The organism is Lentzea sp. NPDC059081 (genome assembly GCF_042738015.1).
Classification (GTDB): Bacteria; Actinomycetota; Actinomycetes; order Mycobacteriales; family Pseudonocardiaceae; genus Lentzea.
On sequence record NZ_JBHYGW010000022.1, the window covers coordinates 111,679 to 128,374 of the forward strand.

Genomic DNA, 16,696 nt, shown 5'->3' on the forward strand with positions numbered 1-16,696 from the left:
GCCGGTGGTGCCCGAGGGAGAAACGTGGTCAAACGACCATCACGCCTTCGCCGGATGCGTCTCCGGCAGCTTCAGCACCGAGTACAGCGTCACCACGCCCATCAGGCACAGGAACGCCGACACCGACATGGACGTCGCCGTCCACCCCAGCAGCGCCGTCATGATGACCGGAGTGCCGCCACTGACGAGGATCGACGCCAGCTGGTACGCGAGAGAGGCGCCCGAGTACCGCACGTGCGGCTCGAACAGCTCACCCAGGTACGCGGCGATGGGTCCGTACACGAGAGAGGACGCGACGCCACCGACCGTCGTGGCGACGAACAGCAACAACAACGACGCCGTGTCCACGAGCAGGAAGTACGGGAACGCCCACACGATCAGGCCGATGGAGCCCGCGATGATCAGCGGCCGGCGGCCCATGCGGTCGGACAGGTGGCCCGCGTAGAGGATCACCGGGATGCTCACGACCGAGGAGAGCAGGCTGACGATGAGCACGGAGTCGCGCGTCAGGCCCAGCGTCGTCGTGGCGTAGGAGAGCACGCCGGCGATCGACACGTAGAAGATCGCGTTGGACGCGAACATCAGGCCCGCGCCCAGCAGGATCGGCTTGCGGTGCGTGCGCAGGACTTCCGTCAGCGGTGCGTGGGCGACGGCGGGTGCGTCGGCGCGGCGTTGCTGCATCTCGCGGAACACCGGGCTGTCCTCGACCTTGAGCTGGATGAAGAGGACGACTGGGAACAGCAGTGCCGAGGCCAGGAACGGCACGCGCCAGCCCCACGACGCGAACGCCTGCGCCGACATCGTCGTCGACGCCAGGATGAACGCGACGTTGCCCAGGAACACGCCGATCGGCACGCCGGCCTGGCCGAACGTGCCCGCGAAGCCGCGCCGGTTCTCACCCGCCGACTCGGTCAGCAGCAGGACCACGCCGCCCCACTGCCCGCCGACCGCGATGCCCTGCAGGAAGCGCAGCAGCACGAGCAGCAGGGGTGCGCCGACGCCGATGCTCGACGACGTCGGTAACAGGCCGATCAGGAACGTGGCGCTCGCCATCATCGCCAGGCAGATGACGAGCGCGGGCTTGCGGCCGACCTTGTCGCCGACGTGGCCGAACACCAGGCCACCGATCGGGCGCGCGACGAAGCCCGCCCAGAACGTGCTGAACGACAGCAGCAACCCGACGATCGGCGTGGCCTCGGGGAAGAACAGCTTCGGGAACACCAGCGCCGCTGCGGTCGCGTAGATGAAGAAGTCGTACCACTCGATGCTGGAGCCCACGAGCCCGGCCGCCATCAGCCTGCGCAGGGTCTTCTTTTCAGTCGGGGCGACACTGACCACAACTTCTCCTTCACCACGTGTCGATGAACGGGCGTTTCCTCCCGGGCGACCGGGAAGCTGCAGGGGCCAGCGCCGTGGCGATCCAACGGCGGGTGTCGGCCGGGTCGATCACGTCGTCGATCTCGAAGACCGACGCGACGTTCAGCGCTTTGCCGTGCTCGTAGGCCATCGCGACCATCTGGTCGTAGCGCTGCTTTCGTTCGTCCGGGTCGGTGATGGCTTCGAGCTCCTTCTTGAAGCCGAGCTTGATCGCGCCTTCGAGACCCATCGGACCGAACTCGCCGGTGGGCCAGGAGATCGCGAACTGCGGGACCTTCAGGCTGCCGGCCGCCATCGCCTGCGCGCCCAGGCCGTACGCCTTGCGGAGCACGACGAGTCCGAAGGGGACGGTGATGTTCGCGCCCGTCACGACCATGCGGGTGAGGTGGCGGACGGTGGCGGTGCGTTCGGCGTCGGGGCCGACCATGAACCCCGGTGTGTCGCAGAGCGAGACGACCGCGATGTCGAACGCGTCGGCGAGCTGCAGGAACCGCGCGCACTTGTCGGCGGCGTCGGCGTCGATGGCGCCGCCGAGGACGTGCGGGTCGTTGGCGATCAGGGCGATGGGGCGGCCTTCGACGCGGATGAGGGCGGTGACGATGCCTCGGCCGAAGTTCTCGCGCAGCTCCAGGACGCTGTCGGTGTCGGCGAGGGTGGTGATGACGTTGCGGATGTCGTAGGCGCGGAGGCGGTTCTCGGGGACGGCGTGGCGGAGGAGGCGCTGGTCCGCGCAGCTCCACGGCTGCCCGTCGGCCGCCCACCCGCTGCCCGTCCACCCGCCGCCCGCTCGCCCGCCAGCCGACCGCTCGGCGTGTGCCTGCTCGCCGTCTGTCCGCTCGCTGGCCGACCGCTCGGTGTGTGCCTGCTCGCCGTCTGTCCGCTCGCTGGCCGACCGCTCGGTGTGTGCCTGCTCGCCGTCTGTCCGCCCGCTGGCCGACCGCCCGGAATTGTCGGTGCTGTCTGGGATAATTGATGCCAGGGGTCCCCCCGGCGGCGTGGGCGAAGGCTGCGCGCTCGTGCGGGGGACGCCTGCGGGAGCGTGGCGGGGTTCGCTCGCGGGGGCCTGGAAGTACGCGAGGTACTTGCGGGCGACCTCGACCGCCTCCTCCTCCGACCCGACCACGACGTCCACCACCCCGTTGGGCACCTGCACGTCGAGCGGCCCGATCTCCTCCGGCCGGAACACGCCGAGCCCGCCGCCCTCGATCATCGCCGGCCCGCCCATGCCGATGTTCGCGCCCTCGACGGCGATGATCACGTCGCACGTGCCGAGCAGTACCGCGTTGCCCGCGAAGCACCGCCCCGCCACCACGCCGACCAACGGCACCTGGCCGCTCAGCGAGGCGAACGCGTGGAAAGAGCCGCAGTCCAGGCCGCTCACCATGCTGTGGTCGGTGTCGCCTGGCCGTCCGCCGCCGCCCTCCGCGAACAGCACCACCGGCAGGTTCTCCTGCCGCGCCAACGCGAACAGCCGGTCCTTCTTCTGGTGGTTGCGCATGCCCTGGGTGCCGGCGAGCACGGCGTAGTCGTACGACATCGCCACGATCCGCTGGCCGTTCACGACCCCGATGCCCGCGACCAGACCGTCGGCGGGAGTGCGCTCGATCAGCTCGTCCAGAGACCGGCGCTGCCGTTGTGCGGCAAGAGCCAGACCGCCGTACTCGACGAACGACGAGCAAAGGTCCTTGATGTTCTCGCGAGCCGTCCGCCCACCCCGCGCATGCCTCTTCGACTCCATCTCAGGACGGGAGAAGTCGTGCCGCTCCAGCACCTCGGCCAGATCCGGGCGAACAAGAGCGGGATCCACCGCGACAAGGTCCTCAGTGGACTCACCGCCACCGGAAGCGAGCACCTGCCCCTCGGCCACGGTGTCACCGACCGAGACCAGGACGGCACCGGACACCCGCACGACGTGCTGCATCTTCATCGCTTCCAGCACCACGGAGTCCGGGGAGACGGCCACCACGGTCCCGGCCAACGGCGCGCGCATCCCGGACACCGGCTCCTCGACCACGAAGTCCGTGGTGGCACCGACGATGTCCTGGGTCAGCAACGACCGCAGGAACGCCAGGTTCGTGGACACACCCTCGATCCGGAACTCGCCCAAAGCCCGCCGCGCCCGGTTCAGAGCCACGTCCAGGTCCTCGCCGTGCACCACGAGCTTCGCGAGCAACCCGTCGTACCGCGTCCCGACCCGGTACCCGGCGTACCCGTGCGTGTCGACCCGGACGCCAGGACCGGCCGGCAGCGCGAACGACGACAGCACCCCGCCCGACGTCTGGTTCACCCGCACCTGCACGGCGGCCCCGCGGTTGACCGGCGTGTAGTCCACGTCGCCGCCCCACGCCAGCAGCAGCTGCGTGCGCACGAGGTCCACACCGGACACCATCTCGGTCACCGTGTGCTCGACCTGCAGCCGCGGGTTGACCTCCAGGAACGCGAACGAGTCCCCGGACACCAGGAACTCCACCGTCCCGACACCCGTGCAACCGGCAGCGGACGCCAGCGCCGCGGCCGCCTCCCACAGCGCCTTGCGCAGCGCCGGCTCCAGCAGGGGAGCGGGCGCGATCTCCACGACCTTCTGGTGCCGCAGCTGCAACGAGCAGTCGCGGTCACCGATCACCGACGTCCCGACCAGCTGCACCTCGACGTGCCGGGCGGCGGGCATCAACCGTTCGAAGTAGACGTCGTCGTTCCCGAACGCGGCCAGCGCCTCCGCCCGGCACGTCTCGACGGCGCTGTCGAGCTCGTCGGCGGAGTGCACCGCCCGCATGCCCTTGCCGCCCCCGCCGGCGACCGCCTTCACCATCACCGGGAACTCGCCGTGCGCGGCCTCCAGCACCGGGATCCCCAGCGACGCGGCCAGTTCCCGCGCTCGCCGCTTGTCACCGAGCAACTCCAGAACGTCAGCGGAGGGCCCCACGAACGTCAGCCCGCGCTCGGAACACGCCCGGGCGAACGACGCGTTCTCCGACAGGAACCCCCACCCCGGATGCACCGCCTGACACCCGGACGCCGCGGCCAGGATCTGGTCGACGTCCAGGTACGGCGAGTCACCGCGCAGGGCCACGGCCCGGTCCGCCAGCGTCACGTGCAGCGAGGAGGCGTCCTCCTCCGCGTACACCGCCACGGTGCGAATGCCCAGGTCAGCGGCCGCGCGCAGCACGCGGACGGCGACCTCACCCCGGTTGGCGACGAGCAGCACGGGCAACCTCCTGAGCGACCGCTTAGTATGTGACGGCGGTCGCATGTTGCCACCTGAAGTGAACAGAAGTCCATACGGAACCGATCGGGGGGTTGAGGCGTCAACGGAACACTTCCCCTCAAACGGGCGATTCAGTTGGCAGACTTCCCCGCAAACTCGCGAAGGGCTTCAGGAGGCCGCAGTGGTGTTCAAGAGGATGATGCGCGCGTTCGGCGTGGGCGGGCCGACTGTCGACACGGTGCTCACCAACCCGAACGTGCGGCCCGGCGAGGTCCTCTCCGGCGAGGTGCGGATCGCCGGCGGCGACCACCCCGCCGAGATCGACCACGTCACGCTCGCGCTGCTCACCCGCGTCGAGGTCGAGAGCGGCGACAACGAGTACAACACCAACATGGAGTTCCACAAGTTCTCCGTGGGCCAGCGGATCCTCGCCCAGCCGCACCAGAACCTCTCGCTGCCGTTCCAGATCCCGGTGCCGTTCGAGTGCCCGATCAACGTCGTCGGCGGTCAGCAGCTGCACGGCATGCAGCTCGGCCTGCGCACCGAGCTCGAGGTCCGCGGCGCGGTCGACCCCGGCGACCTCGACCCGATCTGGGTGCACCCGCTGCCGTCGCAGGACGCGGTGCTGCAGGCCTTCGGGCACATGGGTTTCCGCTTCACCAAGGCGGACAACGAGCGCGGCCGCATCTACGGCGTGCCGCAGCAGCTGCCGTTCTACCAGGAGATCGAGTTCTACCCGCCGCCGCAGTTCTCCGGCCGCCTCAAGCAGGTCGAGCTGACGTTCGTGACGACGCCGGGCGAGCTGCACGTGATCCTCGAGGCCGACAAGCGCGCCGGGCTGCTCCGCTCCGGTGGTGACGCCTACGGCCGCTTTGCCGTGTCGCACCAGCAGGCGATCGGCACCGACTGGTCCGCGACGATCAACCAGTGGATGGCGCAGGTCTCCGGCAGCCGCTGGTAGAGCCGGAAACACCCGATCGGTCTACGACGTTACGCCTCGCGCTGCGATGTCCATCCGCTGAAGGGATGATCCGCCGCAAGATCCCCAACGCCATCGGGGAGTAGCGGAGGAGGCGGTATGGGCATCGGCAGCATCATCGGTGCGCTCGTCATCGGTCTGGTCCTGGGCGTGCTCGGCCGGCTGTTCGCGCCGGGCAAGCAGAACATCCCGATCTGGCTGACCATCCTGGTCGGCATCGTGGCCGCGTTCATCGGGACGTGGATCGCGCGGCTGCTCGGCGTGGAGGACACCCCCGGCATCGACTGGATCGAGCTGATCGTCCAGATCGTGGTCGCCGCGGTCGGTGTCTCGGTCGTCGCCGGGATGTACGGGAAGAAGTCGGTCAGCTAGCGGGACGGACCATCCTCAGGACGAGGTCGGCGTACATCGCGCCGATCTCGTCCGGGGTGCGTTTCCCGGACGGCTGGTACCAGCGCGCGACGTCGATGCAGAGCGACAGCACGGCCAGGGTCGCGCCCTTGAGGTCGGGGACGTCGAACACGCCCTCCCCGACGCCGTCCGCGATGAACGACCGCATCCGCCGTTCGATCTGCCGGCGCAGCTCCGCCACCTCCGCGTGGTGTTCCGGGGAGAGCGCGCTGAGCTCGTACTGCACCACCCTCGCCGTCGTGTGGAACTCCGCGTGCCACCCCGCGAACGCCGCCACGGCGTTCTCCAGCCGCCGCACGGCGTCCTCGCCCTCGATCGAGGACAGCAGTGCCAGCGACGTCTCGTGGCCCACGAGTGAGATGTTGAACAACAGCTCCTCTTTGGACCGGTAGTGGATGTACACGGCCGCGGGGGACATGCCGGCCCGTGAGGCGATGTCCCGGGTCGTCGTCGCGTGGTATCCCTTGTCCGCGAACGCCTGGACGGCCGCGATGAGCATCCGGCGGGCCGCCTCGGGGGTGACCGAGCGCCACGTCTCGTCGAGCAGCGCGAACCCGTCCAGTCCGGTTGTCGTCATCGGGCGGCTCCTGGTGTGTTGACAGGGGTTGGATCGTACTGCACGCTAAGCGTGCGCTTAGCGCTAAGCAACTGCTTAGTATGGAGGTAGTGGTGCAGCGGACGCTGTTCAACGAGGATCACGCCGCGTTCCGGGAGTCGGCGAAGGCCTTCGTCGAGCGCACGATCACCCCGAACGTCGAGAAGTTCATCGAGGAACGGGTGATCGACCGGGACGTGTGGCTGGAAGCCGGGCGGCAGGGCCTGCTGGGGCTCGAGATCCCCGAGGAGTACGGCGGCAGCGGCGCGAACGACTACCGGTTCAACGCGGTGTTCGCCGAGGAGTTGTGCCGGGTCAACGCTGCGGTCGCGTCGTCGCTGGGCATCCACGGCGACGTCGTGGCGCCCTACCTGGTCGACCTGTGCACCGAGGAGCAGAAGCAGCGCTGGTTGCCCGGCATGTGCACCGGCGAGATCAAGACCGGCATCGCGATGACCGAGCCGTCCGGCGGCTCCGACCTCGCCGCCCTGAAGACCAACGCCGTGCGCGACGGTGACGACTGGATCCTCAACGGCTCCAAGACGTTCATCACCAACGGCTACACCGCCGACATGATCGTCGTCGCGGCCCGCACCGACCCGTCGAAGGGCTCGCGCGGCATCTCGCTGTTCGCCGTCGAGACCGGCATGGCGGGCTTCGAGCGCGGCCGCAAGCTCGACAAGGTCGGCCAGCACCCGTCCGACACCGCGGAGCTGTTCTTCTCCGACGTGCGCCTCTCGCAGGAGCACATGATCGGCGAGGAGGGCCAGGGCTTCATCTACATGATGGAACGCCTGCCGCAGGAACGGATCGGCGCCGCCATCTCGAACCTCGCGCACGCCCAGGGCGTCTTCGACGAGACGCTCGAGTACGTCAAGGAGCGCAAGGCGTTCGGGCAGGCCATCGGCAAGTTCCAGCACAACAAGTTCCTGCTCTCGGAGCTGCGCACCAAGCTCGACGTCACGCAGGCGTTCGTCGACACGCTGACCATGCAGCACGTGCGCGGCGAGCTCAGCCCGGTCGAGGCCGCGCAGGCGAAGTACTGGAGCGCCGAGGTCGAGAACGATGTCATCGACGCGTGTGTGCAGCTGCACGGCGGTTACGGCTACATGACCGAGTACCGCGTCGCCCGCGCGTGGATGGACGCCCGCGTCACGAAGATCTGGGCGGGCTCCAACGAGATCATGAAGGAACTCATCGGCCGCGACCTCGGCCTGTAAGGGGTGTGCTGTGGCTGAAGCCGTCGTCGTCTCCACCGCCCGGTCGCCGATCGGCCGTGCCCGCAAGGGTTCTCTCGTCTCGCTGCGCCCGGACGACCTGGCCGCGCAGGTCGTCTCGGCCGCGCTGAAGGACCTGCCGGCCACCGAGATCACCGACCTGCACCTCGGCTGTGCCGAGCCGCAGGACGAGCACGGGCAGAACATCGCGCGCCGGGTGGCCGTCCAGCTCGGCCACGACACGCTGCCGGGCACCACGGTCAACCGGTTCTGCGCGTCGTCCGTGCAGACCGCGCGGATGGCCTTCCACGCCATCAAGGCGGGGGAGGGCCACGCGTTCATCTCCGCCGGTGTCGAGTGCGTGTCGCGGTACCTGCACTCCGGCACGCCGTCGTTCAACCCGCTGTTCGACGAGGCGCAGCAACGGACCAAGGACACGGCGGCGTCCAACGCGCCGTGGACCGACCCGCGGCTCGACGGCAAGCTGCCCGACTACTACATCGCGATGGGGCAGACCGCCGAGAACGTCGCGACGCAGCTGGGCATCTCCCGTCACGACCAGGACGAGTTCGGCGTGCGGTCGCAGAACCTCGCGGAGAAGGCGATCGCGGACGGGTTCTTCGCCCGCGAGATCACGCCGGTCACGCTGCCCGACGGCACGGTGGTCTCCACCGACGACGGTCCGCGCGCCGGGGTGACCTACGAGGCGGTCTCGACCCTGAAGCCCGTCTTCCGGCCCGAGGGCACGGTCACGGCCGGCAACTGCTGCCCGTTGAACGACGGCGCGGCCGCGGTGGTGATCATGAGCTCCACGCGTGCGCAGGAGCTCGGGCTGACCCCGTTGGCGCGCATCGTCTCCACGGGCGTGTCCGGCCTGTCGCCGGAGATCATGGGCCTCGGCCCCGTCGACGCGACCAAGCAGGCGCTGGCGCACGCCGGTCTGTCCATTTCGGACATCGACCTGGTCGAGATCAACGAAGCCTTCGCGGCGCAGGTGCTCGGGTCGCAGCGCGCGCTGGGCATCGACATCGACAGGCTGAACGTGCACGGCGGCGCGATCGCGCTGGGCCACCCGTTCGGCTCGACCGGCGCGCGGATCATGACGACGCTGATCAACGGCATGCGGGCCCGCGACGCCCAGTTCGGGCTCGAGACGATGTGCGTCGGTGGCGGTCAGGGCATGGCGATCATCCTGGAGAGGCTTTCGTAATGGGAATCCTGGACAAGTTCCGCTTGGACGGGAAGGTCGCGATCGTCACGGGCGCGTCGTCCGGCCTCGGCGTGGCGTTCGCCAAGGGACTGGCCGAGGCGGGCGCCGACGTCGTCCTCGCGGCCCGTCGTGCGGACAAGCTCAAGGACACGGCCGCACTGGTCGAGTCCACCGGACAGCGCGCGTTGGTCGTGCAGGCGGACGTCTCGAAGCCCGAGGACTGCCGTGAGGTGGCGCGGGCGGCCGCCGAGTTCGGCACGGTCGCCGTGCTGGTGAACAACGCCGGTGTCGCGTCGGCGGTGCCGGCCTCGCGGGAGACGCCCGACGAGTTCCGCGGCGTGATGGACGTGAACCTCAACGGCGCCTACTGGATGGCCCAGGCTGCCGCGTCCGTCATGAAGTCCGGCGGCTCGATCATCAACATCTCCAGCGTCCTCGGCCTCGTGACCGGCGGCATCCCGCAGGCCGCGTACTCGGCGTCGAAGGCGGGCCTGCTGGGGCTCACCCGCGACCTGGCGCAGCAGTGGACCGGGCGCAAGGGCATCCGGGTCAACGCGATCTGCCCCGGCTTCTTCGCCTCCGAGATGACCGACCAGTACCCGCCGGGGTACCTGGAGAAGATGCAGGCGGCGCTGCCGGCCGGCCGCATCGGCGACCCGGAGGAGCTCGCCGCCGCCGTGGTGTTCCTGGCATCGCCGGCGGGCGGCTACGTCACCGGCGAGACGCTCGTCGTCGACGGCGGTGCGGTGATCGTCTGACCTCGTGCCCGTCTTATTCCGGTGGACGCGTGCGGGACGATCAGAACGTGATCGCTTTGGACGAGGTGCTGGTCGTCGACGTGGAGTCGACGTGCTGGGAAGGAAGGCCGCCGCCGGGCCAGACCTCGGAGATCATCGAGATCGGCGTCTGCCCGCTCTCGGTGTCCTCCGGTGAGCGCGGCGAGCGGCGTTCCGTGCTGGTGCGCCCGTCGCGGTCCTCGGTGAGCCCGTTCTGCACCCGCCTGACGACGCTGACCCCGTCGCAGGTCGCCGACGGTGTCTCGTTCGCCGAGGCCTGCGCGGTGCTGCGCAAGGAGTTCCGGTCGGACCGCCGGGTGTGGGCTTCGTACGGCGACTACGACCGCAAGATGTTCGAGCGGCAATGCGCGGACTTCGGCGTCGGGTACCCGTTCGGGCCGCGGCATCTCAACGTCAAGACGCTGTTCGCGCTGTCGCACGCGCTGCCCCGGGAGGTCGGGATGGCCGAGGCGGTGCGGCTGGCCGGTCGCCGGATCGACGGGACGCACCACCGCGGCCACGACGACGCGTTCAACATCGCCGGTCTGCTGGCCGGCCTGCTCCGGCGCTGACTTCACCTGTTCGAGGGATTCCAGTCGATCCCGACCGTGCAGACCCGGTCGTCACCCCGCCACACGGAGATGGCGAACGTGCCCGCTTCCGCCGACACCCGCGTGAGGTACTCCGTGGCGCAGGCGATCGTGTAGCGGGCCTTCCAGTCGGCTTCTTTCCTTATGTACCAACCATGATCCTGCACCGCCTCGACGTAGGCGAGCGTGAGGCGGCCGTTCCCGGCGCGCCGGTGGTACTGGATGCTGTGGACGTACTCCATGACGTGGACGGTCCTCACGAGACCCCGCCACCGTGATTCACGAATGTCAGATCTCGTCCGTAACGTTCGGACCATGTCCGACCCCACGTTCCGGCAGGTGCGCCTCGGTGAGGCGTTGAAGAGGCTGCGCGAACGGGCCGGGCTGAGCCAGCGCGACGCGGCCTACCGGCTCCGCTACAACTACCAGAAGCTGAGCCGCATCGAGAACGGCCAGCTGCCGGAGTACCACGGCATGCGCGCGATGCTGGACCTGTACGGCGTGCTCGTGTCGGAGGAGGCGCCGTTCATCGACATGTGGGAACGCGCCAGTGAGAAGGGCTGGTGGCGCCCCTACGGGCTGGACGACCAGGGCTACATCAGCCTCGAACACGACGCGGTCGGGGTGTGCGAGTTCAGCCTCGGGTACGTGCCGGGCTTGCTGCAGGTCGAGACCTACATGCGAGCCGTCTTCCGCGGATGGCACATCCAGCACTCGCGGAAGTGGACCGAGAACCAGATCGCCATCCGCACGAGGCGACAGCAGCGCCTGATCGACGACGGCCCGCTGCAGTACCACGGGATCATCGCCGAGGCCGCCCTTCAGCAGGCGGATCGCGAGCAGTTGCTGCACATCAACCACCGGGCGACGCTGTCCAACGTGACCGTGCAGGTGCTGCCGGGCGCCGCAGGTCTGCACGACGGGCAGAACGGGGCGTTCGCGGTCCTCGACTTCGCCTACCCCGGCGAGATGTCGGTGCTCTACGTCGAACATCCCGCGGGCTCGACGCACGTCGAGGACGTCGACCGGGTGAAGGCAACTAAACTCGTGTTCAAGCACCTCTCGAAGCTGGCGCTGACCCCCGATGAGTCAGCCGAGTGGATCGGGAGGCTGGCCGCCGAGAGGTAGGGATCGACGTGTCTGCTGTGTGGCGCAAGAGCAGCCGCAGCAACGGCGGTGGAAACGGGAACTGCGTGGAGATCGCACTCGACGGCTCCGCCGCCCGCATCCGCGACTCCAAGGGCCGGGCGGACGCCACCGTCGCGGCGCCCGCCTGGGGTGCGTTCCTGACGATGGTCAAGGACGACCAGGTCAGAAGCTGATGACGGCGGCCTTCGCCGGGTCCGCCTCGCCCCGCACGACGGTCCGCCAGACCTCGGCCAGCCCGTCCGGCCCGCTGTGGCGCGCGACGCCCACCCAGTCGCCGGCCTGAGCGGTGAACGCGCGCCACGCCTCGCCGAACCGCTGGGCGAAGCCGTCACCACCCCAGTCGGCCGTGCGCTTGCGCAGCTGGTCGGGGGCGAAGAAGAACTCCGACCGCGGGTCGGCCGAGGCGGCCTGGTGGGTGAGGCCGATCGAGATGTCCTTGACCAGGTCCGCGCCGAGGCGGTCGTGCAGGGTCGTGCGCACGTCGGCCGAGCCGCTGAAGTCCAGGTACACCGACGGCGCGACGTCCACGGCGGCGTCGTAGGGGAGCACGGTGTCGTAGAGGCCGAGACTCTCCACGAACTTCACATTGCGGGGCGAAGTCAGGCCGACGAGCCGGACGCCGTGCGCGCGCAGGCACTGGGCGGTGCCGAACGCCGTCTTGCTGGAGGCGGACGACAGCACGACCGTGCGGGCGCCGAAGAAGTCGTTGTCGGCCAGCTTGTCCGCCAGCAGGAACGACGTCATGAACAGCGGGCGGTAGAGCACCTGCAGGTCTTCGAGGCTCGGGTCGTAGGCCGGGTCCTGGGTGGTGACCAGGTAGCTGTTGTAGACGGCCGGGAGGTCGGCGCGGTGGTCCGCGGTGTCGACGAAGCCGGACGACGTCAGCGCGGCGCGCACGACGAGGTGGCTGGCCATGGGCAGGTAGCCGTAGACGCGGGTGCCGGCGGGCAGGGCGTCCACTGTGGAGTCGACGACGTCGGCGAAGCCCCACAGCGGGATCACGCCCTTGCCGGGGGCCGTGGTGGGGAAGAAGCGCCAGTAGCCGAGGCGGTCGCCGATGACGCCGTAAGTGACGTTGTTGGCGGTGAGGCCGACGTGGCTGACGCGCAGCAGCACCTCGCAGTCCGACAGGTCGGACGACCTCGGCAGTTCGTCGTGCAGGACTTCGGTTTCGGTGAGGTCGTCGCGGTCGACGGCGACGGTCCAGCGACTGATCATTGCCTGGGTTCTCCTAGGTCGGGAGGTACGCTCCGGTCGTGACCGTGCCTGAAAGACTGATCGACGCCGCCACCCGCCTGTTCGCGGAAAAGGGCTACGAGCGGGTCGCCGTGCAGGAGATCGTGGAGAGCGCCGGAGTCACCAAAGGCGCTATGTACCACTACTTCGGGTCGAAGGACGACCTGCTGCACGAGATCTATGGGCGGTTGCTGCGCATGCAGACCGAACACCTGGAGAAGATCGCGTCGAGCACCGGCCCGGTCACCGAACGGCTGCGCGAGGCCGCGGTCGACGTGATCGTCACGAGCATCGACGACTTCGACGCGGCCAAGGTGTTCTTCCGGTCGATGAACCACCTCTCGGAGGAGAAGCAGCGGGAGGTGCGCGCGGAACGGCGGCGCTTCCACGAGAAGTTCCGCGGCCTGGTCGAGGAGGGGCAGCGGGAAGGGACGTTCCGCGCCGACGTGCCCGCCGACGTCGCCACGTACTACTTCTTCGGTTCGTTGCACCAGCTCGGCACGTGGTACCGCCCGGACGGGGACATCCCGCCCGGACGGCTCGCGGAGCACTACGCGGACCTGCTGATCCACAGCCTCAAGCCGTGATCCTCAGGGGACGATCACGCTGACGATCTCGGCCACGCACGCGGGCTTCTCGCTGCCCTCGATCTCGATGACGACCTTGGTCACGAGCTGCTTGCCCAGCGGGATGTCCGAGACGTCCAGCAGCTCGACGCCGCCGCGCACCCTGGAGCCCACGAGCACCGGCTGCGGGAAGCGCACCTTGTTGCTGCCGTAGTTGACGCCCATCTTGATGTTCTTGACGGTGTACACGTCCCGCACCAGGTACGGGACCAGCGACAACGTCAGGTAGCCGTGCGCCACCGGGCCGCCGAACGGGCCCTGCGCCGCCTTCTCGACGTCGATGTGGATCCACTGGTGGTCGCGGGTGGCGTCGGCGAACAGGTTGACCTGCTCCTGCGTGATCTCGTGCCACTCGCCGAACCCGAGGTGCTCGCCCTTTGCGGCGACCAGCTCGTCGATGTTCTCGAACGCGCGCATGTCAGTCCTTCGGTCCGCCGGCGACGTAGATGACCTGGCCGGACACGAACCCGGCACCCTCGCTCACCAGGAACGACGCGGTGTGCGCGATGTCCTCGGGCTGCCCGACCCGTGCGACCGGGATGGCCTGCGCGGAGCCGTTGACGAGGTCCTCGAACGAGATCTTCATGCGCTCTGCGGTCGCCTTCGTCATCTCGGTGACGATGAAACCGGGCGCGATCGCGTTGACCGTGACGCCGAACTTGCCCAGCTCGATCGCGAGGGTCTTCGTGAAGCCCTGCAGACCGGCCTTGGCGGCGGAGTAGTTGGCCTGGCCGCGGTTGCCGAGCGCGCTGGTGCTCGACAGGTTGACGATCCGGCCGAAGCCCTCCTTGGTCTGGTAGGCCTGCACGGCCTTGCTCATCAGGAACGCGCCGCGCAGGTGCACGTTCATGACGGTGTCCCAGTCGGACGACGTCATCTTGAACAGCAGGTTGTCCCGCAGCACGCCGGCGTTGTTGATCAGCACGGTCGGCGCGCCGAGCTCCTCGGCGACCTTCGCGACCGCGGCGCCGACCTGCTCCTCGTCGGACACGTCGACCTTGAGGCCGAGGGCACGCCCACCGCCCGCGACGATCTTGTCGGCGCCGTCGCGCACACCCTGCTCGTCGAGGTCGAGCAACGCGACGGCCAGGCCGTCCGCGGCGAGGCGCTGGGCGACCGCGGCACCGATGCCACGCGCCGCGCCGGTGACGATCGCAACCCTGTCGGCCACGGGTCCTCCTTCGTGTGGTGAGCTAAGCAAGCGCTTAGTAACGTACCTATCAGTCCGCTTGACGTCCAGCGCTGTGCGGACGACCATACCGACTGGTCGGAATGTCGGCTAGACGTTGTCCCAGCTGCGAGGAGGCAGGTGCCCGTGGAACTCACCGGCAAGGTCGCGCTCATCACCGGCGGATCCAACGGCATCGGCGCCGCGGCGGCCCGTCGCCTGGCCGCGCTCGGCGTCCGCGTCGTGGTCGCCGACGTGGACGAGGAGCAGGGCAAGCTCGTCGCCGACGAGGTCGGTGGCGTCTTCGTGCGCTGCGACGTGACGGTGGCCGCGGACTCGGCCGCGGCTGTCGACGTGGCCGTGCGGGAGTTCGGTGGGCTCGACATCGCGTTCCTGAACGCGGGCATCGGCACCGGGTGCTCCCTCGGTGACGACTTCGACGTCGAGATCTACCGGCGTGCGATGGCCATCAACCTCGACGGTGTCGTCTACGGCGTGCACCACGCGTTGCCGCACGTGCGTTCGCGCGGGGGTCAGATCATCGCCACGGCGTCGATGGCCGGCCTCATGCCGATGCCCGGCGACCCCGTCTACGGCGCCAACAAGGCCGCTGTCGTCGGACTGGTCCGCTCGCTGGCCGGGGCGTACCCGGACGTGCGCGTGAACGCGCTGTGCCCCGCGTTCGCCGACACCAACATCATCACGCCGCTGCGTTCGACGCTGGACGAGATCGGCATGCCGATCCTGCCCGTGTCCGCCGTGGTGGACACGTTCATGTCCATCGTGGAGGGTTCGGGGACCGGCGAGGCCTGGTTCGTGCAGGCAGGCCGCGAGTCCGAGCCGTTCGGCTTCCGCAACCCGCCCGGCCCGCGCGCCGCCGACGGTTCGCGGATCGAAGGCGCCCGCAAGGACCCCGTTTCCCTCGCGCTCAAGGAGAACTGACCCGTGCGTGCCATCCAGATCACCGAGTTCGGCGGCCCAGAGGTCCTGCGCGAGGTGGAGTTGCCCGATCCCGTCGCCGGTGAGGGCGAGGTGCTGATCAACGTGTCGCGTGCCGGGCTCAACTACGCGGACACACACCAGGCGGAGAACTCCTACCTGGCCCGGATGACGCTGCCGTTGGTGCCCGGCGGTGAGGTCGTCGGGACCACCGCCGACGGTCGTCGGGTCGTGGCTTTGACCGCGAACTCCGGTGGATACGCGGAGAAGGCCGTCGCGCCTGCCCTCACGACCTTCGACGTTCCCGATGGTGTGGACGACCTGACGGCGTTGTCGTTGATCGTCCAGGGTGCGACGGCCTGGTTGTTGCTGCGGAAGTCGACTCACATGGAGCCCGGTGAGTCGGTCGTCGTCCACGCCGCGGCCGGTGGTGTGGGGACCATTGCCGTTCAGCTGGCTCGGTTGTGGGGTGCCGGCCGGGTCATCGCCACGGCCTCTTCCGAGGAGAAGCGGAAGCTGGCACTGGATCTCGGGGCTCATGTCGCCGTCGACTCGCGTGCCGAGGACATGACGGCTGTGTTGAAGGAAGCCAACGGCGGGCGGCGGGTCGACGTCGTGCTGGACATGACTGGAGGGGCTACCACTGATCAGTCGTTGGTCGCGCTGGCTCCTTTTGGGCGGCTTGCGTTTTATGGCATGGCCTCGCGCGAAAGGCCGAAGCCGGTTGACCTCGGGGCGCTGCTGGTGCACTCCACGGCCGTTGCGGGTATGTGGTTGCCGCACGCCCTGAAGGTTCGGGATGCGGAGCACGGGACGTTGGCGCATCGGGCTATGGCTGAGTTGTTTGCTCTCGTGGTTTCGGGGGAGTTGAAGGCTGTTCCTGGTGGGGAGTACGGGATGTCGGAGATTCGGCGAGCCCATGAGGATCTTCGGGCGCGGCGTACTGCTGGGAAGTTGGTTTTGGATCCTTCGCGGTAGGTGGGTTGGGTGATTCTGTTGGGTGGTCCCGTTCCTGTTTCCAGCGCGGGGCTCTGCCCCGGACCCCGCCAACTGATCAAAGACCCCCAGCGCCGCCTGCGGGTTGATGGCACGCCTGTTTGTGTTGGGCGGCTTGCTGTTGTGTGGGTGGTGCGGTTCGGGTGGGGTGGTCCCGTCCCGAACCGAGGCAGAGCGAGCCACAAGCAAGGAGGGGTGTCAAACCGCCGAAAAGCGTGGCGG

18 protein-coding genes are annotated in these 16,696 nt (G+C 68.9%); 11 read left to right on the forward strand and 7 right to left on the reverse strand.

The window, feature by feature from the left end; genetic code table 11:
• Nucleotides 1-39: 39 nt before the first annotated feature.
• Nucleotides 40-1,338: an MFS transporter gene (locus tag ACFWV3_RS34850; protein WP_382417733.1), complete on the reverse strand. Its 1,299-nt coding sequence runs from the start codon at nt 1,336-1,338 to the stop codon at nt 40-42.
• Between the two features lie 10 nt (nt 1,339-1,348).
• Nucleotides 1,349-4,627 (reverse strand): carboxyl transferase domain-containing protein, encoded by a 3,279-nt coding sequence (locus ACFWV3_RS34855; protein ID WP_382417735.1) that lies wholly within the window; start codon nt 4,625-4,627, stop codon nt 1,349-1,351.
• Nucleotides 4,628-4,763: 136 nt separating this feature from the next.
• Between ACFWV3_RS34855 and ACFWV3_RS34860 the strand changes: the two genes are divergently transcribed.
• Together ACFWV3_RS34860 and ACFWV3_RS34865 are read left to right on the forward strand one after the other, a co-directional pair.
• Nucleotides 4,764-5,543 carry a sporulation protein gene (locus ACFWV3_RS34860; RefSeq protein ID WP_382417736.1) on the forward strand — a complete coding sequence of 260 codons (780 nt, stop codon included), beginning with the start codon at nt 4,764-4,766 and terminating at the stop codon, nt 5,541-5,543.
• 117 nt (nt 5,544-5,660) lie between these two features.
• Nucleotides 5,661-5,933 (forward strand): GlsB/YeaQ/YmgE family stress response membrane protein, encoded by a 273-nt coding sequence (locus tag ACFWV3_RS34865; RefSeq protein ID WP_382417738.1) that lies wholly within the window; start codon nt 5,661-5,663, stop codon nt 5,931-5,933.
• Here the strand turns inward: ACFWV3_RS34865 and ACFWV3_RS34870 are convergent.
• A complete protein-coding gene (locus ACFWV3_RS34870; RefSeq protein ID WP_382417740.1) occupies nt 5,926-6,549 on the reverse strand; it encodes a TetR/AcrR family transcriptional regulator in 624 nt (207 codons plus the stop codon). The two genes, ACFWV3_RS34865 and ACFWV3_RS34870, sit on opposite strands and share 8 nt — an antisense overlap.
• A 92-nt stretch (nt 6,550-6,641) precedes the next feature.
• On the opposite strand from ACFWV3_RS34870, the gene ACFWV3_RS34875 reads away from it, so the two are divergent.
• From ACFWV3_RS34875 to ACFWV3_RS34890, 4 genes are read left to right on the forward strand one after another with little or no spacing between them, the layout of a single operon-like run.
• Nucleotides 6,642-7,787, forward strand: a complete 1,146-nt coding sequence (locus tag ACFWV3_RS34875) for an acyl-CoA dehydrogenase family protein (protein WP_382417742.1) — start codon at nt 6,642-6,644, stop codon at nt 7,785-7,787.
• A 10-nt stretch (nt 7,788-7,797) separates the two neighbouring features.
• Nucleotides 7,798-8,994 (forward strand): acetyl-CoA C-acetyltransferase, encoded by a 1,197-nt coding sequence (locus tag ACFWV3_RS34880; protein ID WP_382417743.1) that lies wholly within the window; start codon nt 7,798-7,800, stop codon nt 8,992-8,994.
• Nucleotides 8,994-9,752 (forward strand): SDR family NAD(P)-dependent oxidoreductase, encoded by a 759-nt coding sequence (locus ACFWV3_RS34885; RefSeq protein WP_382417745.1) that lies wholly within the window; start codon nt 8,994-8,996, stop codon nt 9,750-9,752. Before ACFWV3_RS34880 ends, ACFWV3_RS34885 begins: the two co-directional genes overlap by 1 nt.
• A 29-nt stretch (nt 9,753-9,781) precedes the next feature.
• Nucleotides 9,782-10,342 carry an exonuclease domain-containing protein gene (locus tag ACFWV3_RS34890; RefSeq protein ID WP_382417747.1) on the forward strand — a complete coding sequence of 187 codons (561 nt, stop codon included), beginning with the start codon at nt 9,782-9,784 and terminating at the stop codon, nt 10,340-10,342.
• 2 nt (nt 10,343-10,344) lie between these two features.
• On the opposite strand, the gene ACFWV3_RS34895 is transcribed toward ACFWV3_RS34890, so the two are convergent.
• Nucleotides 10,345-10,602 carry a hypothetical protein gene (locus ACFWV3_RS34895; protein WP_382417749.1) on the reverse strand — a complete coding sequence of 86 codons (258 nt, stop codon included), beginning with the start codon at nt 10,600-10,602 and terminating at the stop codon, nt 10,345-10,347.
• A 73-nt stretch (nt 10,603-10,675) separates the two neighbouring features.
• Here ACFWV3_RS34895 and ACFWV3_RS34900 point away from each other — a divergent pair, with 73 nt between their 5' ends.
• Both ACFWV3_RS34900 and ACFWV3_RS34905 read left to right on the forward strand, forming a co-directional pair.
• Nucleotides 10,676-11,488, forward strand: coding sequence for a helix-turn-helix domain-containing protein (locus ACFWV3_RS34900; RefSeq protein ID WP_382417751.1), 813 nt, complete (start codon nt 10,676-10,678; stop codon nt 11,486-11,488).
• An 8-nt stretch (nt 11,489-11,496) separates the two neighbouring features.
• Nucleotides 11,497-11,682: a DUF397 domain-containing protein gene (locus tag ACFWV3_RS34905; RefSeq protein ID WP_382417753.1), complete on the forward strand. Its 186-nt coding sequence runs from the start codon at nt 11,497-11,499 to the stop codon at nt 11,680-11,682.
• Here the strand turns inward: ACFWV3_RS34905 and ACFWV3_RS34910 are convergent.
• Nucleotides 11,672-12,727 carry a DUF2855 family protein gene (locus ACFWV3_RS34910; RefSeq protein WP_382417754.1) on the reverse strand — a complete coding sequence of 352 codons (1,056 nt, stop codon included), beginning with the start codon at nt 12,725-12,727 and terminating at the stop codon, nt 11,672-11,674. The two genes, ACFWV3_RS34905 and ACFWV3_RS34910, sit on opposite strands and share 11 nt — an antisense overlap.
• A 38-nt stretch (nt 12,728-12,765) precedes the next feature.
• Between ACFWV3_RS34910 and ACFWV3_RS34915 the strand changes: the two genes are divergently transcribed.
• Nucleotides 12,766-13,332: a TetR/AcrR family transcriptional regulator gene (locus ACFWV3_RS34915; protein ID WP_382417755.1), complete on the forward strand. Its 567-nt coding sequence runs from the start codon at nt 12,766-12,768 to the stop codon at nt 13,330-13,332.
• A 3-nt stretch (nt 13,333-13,335) separates the two neighbouring features.
• Here the strand turns inward: ACFWV3_RS34915 and ACFWV3_RS34920 are convergent, their stop codons facing one another.
• Complete coding sequence (locus ACFWV3_RS34920; RefSeq protein ID WP_382417757.1) at nt 13,336-13,788, reverse strand: MaoC family dehydratase; 453 nt, start codon at nt 13,786-13,788, stop codon at nt 13,336-13,338.
• A 1-nt stretch (nt 13,789) separates the two neighbouring features.
• On the reverse strand, nt 13,790-14,542 hold the full coding sequence (locus tag ACFWV3_RS34925) for an SDR family oxidoreductase (protein ID WP_382417759.1): 753 nt from the start codon (nt 14,540-14,542) through the stop codon (nt 13,790-13,792).
• Between the two features lie 138 nt (nt 14,543-14,680).
• Here ACFWV3_RS34925 and ACFWV3_RS34930 point away from each other — a divergent pair, with 138 nt between their 5' ends.
• Both ACFWV3_RS34930 and ACFWV3_RS34935 read left to right on the forward strand, forming a co-directional pair.
• Nucleotides 14,681-15,481 carry an SDR family NAD(P)-dependent oxidoreductase gene (locus ACFWV3_RS34930; RefSeq protein ID WP_382417761.1) on the forward strand — a complete coding sequence of 267 codons (801 nt, stop codon included), beginning with the start codon at nt 14,681-14,683 and terminating at the stop codon, nt 15,479-15,481.
• A 3-nt stretch (nt 15,482-15,484) separates the two neighbouring features.
• Complete coding sequence (locus ACFWV3_RS34935; protein WP_382417762.1) at nt 15,485-16,456, forward strand: zinc-binding alcohol dehydrogenase family protein; 972 nt, start codon at nt 15,485-15,487, stop codon at nt 16,454-16,456.
• Nucleotides 16,457-16,696: the final 240 nt, after the last annotated feature.